Origin of the sequence: Bartonella sp. MR110HLJHH, assembly GCF_042194225.1 — a bacterium.
Taxonomy (GTDB): domain Bacteria; phylum Pseudomonadota; class Alphaproteobacteria; order Rhizobiales; family Rhizobiaceae; genus Bartonella; species Bartonella grahamii.
In genome coordinates, this window is record NZ_JBHIMQ010000051.1 from 1 (window position 1) to 1,803 (window position 1,803).

Annotated in this window: 2 protein-coding genes and 1 pseudogene; all 3 read left to right on the top strand. The window is 43.4% G+C overall.

Features of this window, described 5'->3' with window-relative positions:
* Positions 1-284: pseudogene (locus ACFIKB_RS09170) on the top strand (hypothetical protein); the annotation flags it as partial.
* A 91-nt stretch (positions 285-375) separates the two neighbouring features.
* Positions 376-1,500, top strand: a complete 1,125-nt coding sequence (locus ACFIKB_RS09175) for a N4-gp56 family major capsid protein (protein ID WP_375653441.1) — start codon at positions 376-378, stop codon at positions 1,498-1,500.
* A gap of 19 nt (positions 1,501-1,519) precedes the next feature.
* A partial coding sequence (locus ACFIKB_RS09180) for a hypothetical protein (RefSeq protein WP_375653443.1) occupies positions 1,520-1,803 on the top strand: 284 nt, incomplete at its 3' end.

Genomic DNA, 1,803 nt, shown 5'->3' on the forward strand with positions numbered 1-1,803 from the left:
CTTGTGCACAAAGAGATCTCAATCCGGCAGAAGAGATTTATAGAATAGCGCAAAATCTTGGCTATCAGAACCAAGCAGTGCAAGCGAATAATCAAGTTGCAGAACTTCAAAGCCGTCAGAATTCTGCGAGAACCTTAACGGCGTCTGGTGGAGGGGGGAGTACAGGTCCACTTTCATGGGAAACGATGAACGCTATGACGGATAAAGAGTTTCAAGCATGGTACAGCAATCCAAAGAACCGAGTGCTTATACGCAAATTGAGTGGTGCGGATGATGAAGATTAAGTGAAAGACTTGTAGAGAATAAGCCGCCTTTGGTGCGGGTTGGTGGTCCGGCTTTAAGCCGGTTTTTTTATAGCAAAGAAAGGTGAAATAAATGGCAACAACACATATAGGGATTAATGATCCACATGCGTTAAAAACATGGGCGAGAATACTTGATGCGGAGGTCTCCAAAGCAACTCCTATTGCTCCTTTGATGGGGCAGGATTCCAATAGCATTATTCAGGTGAAAACAGAGACGCAAAAAGGCAAAGGGGATTGTGTAACATTTAGTCTGCGAGCTCAGTTATCAGGACGTGGTGTGAGTGAGGGTGAAACCCTTGAAGGCAATGAAGAGGCACTCCAATTCCTTCATGATAAACTGTATATCAATGAACTTTATCATGGAACAAGAATTGCCAATGAAGGCACTATTGATAATCAGCGCACATTGTTTAATTTGCGCGAAGAAGCCAAAAACAGTTTATCAGATTGGTATGCGGACCGTTTGAGTTTGATGTTTTTCGTTCACGCTTGCGGTTATACAGCCAACAGGCTTAATTTTGAGGGAGAACTGGTTGATCTTGATCCTCTTTTTTGGGGCTTTAATGCACCGTTAGCTCCAAGTAGTAAGCGCATTGTGCGACCAGAAGCAAAAACCAAGGATGAAGATCTTACAGAAAAAGCCAAACACAGCTTTAATCTTAAATTGATAGATGAAGCGGTTCAGTGCGCTAAGCTAGCGAATCCTAAAATTAGACCGGTTCGTGTGAATGGCGAGAGTGTTTATGTGTTGTATTTGCATCCCATTCAGGTGACACAATTGCGCACTAATACAGAGACGGGTCAATGGCTTGATATTCAGAAAGCTGCTTATACCGGTTCGCGTTCCAAAAACCCAATCTTTGATGGTTCTCTAGGCATGTACAACGGTGTGATTTTACGTGAATCAGAGCATGTCACCAATGGTGTTAAATCCACGGATAGTACACGTCTTGCAGGTGTGCGCCGTGCTGTTTTGCTTGGAGCGCAAAGTGTCGTTATGGCATTTGGTAAGAGTTACGGTAAGACCCGCTATAAAATCGAAGAAGAAACCTTCGACTACAAACGCGAATACGGTTTTGGAGTGCATACAATTATGGGCATGAAGAAAACGCGTTTCCAAATGCCCGGAAGAGCACAAGGAGCCCAAGATTTTGGAACGATAGTTATCCCCACCTACAGCGGTGAAGTTGAGTGATGAGGAAAGGAAATAGGACATGGTAGATGGCGTAACAGGACACTTACACGGCAGAGATCTTCATACACATCAGGTCAGTTTTTTGCGTTTGAATATCTCGCATAAAGATAAGCATTTGACACGCAAAATCGGGACTTTACCGCGTGGTGCAATGATCCTTTCGATTAAAGCGTTTGTGAAGACAGCGTTTTCAGAAGCGAAGTTGAAGATAGGAAGTACCTATGGGGGTAATGAGTTTAGTGAAAAGGACATCAAAGCCCAAGGTACGCAAGATTTTACATCAACCAACCAAAAAGAGTTTGT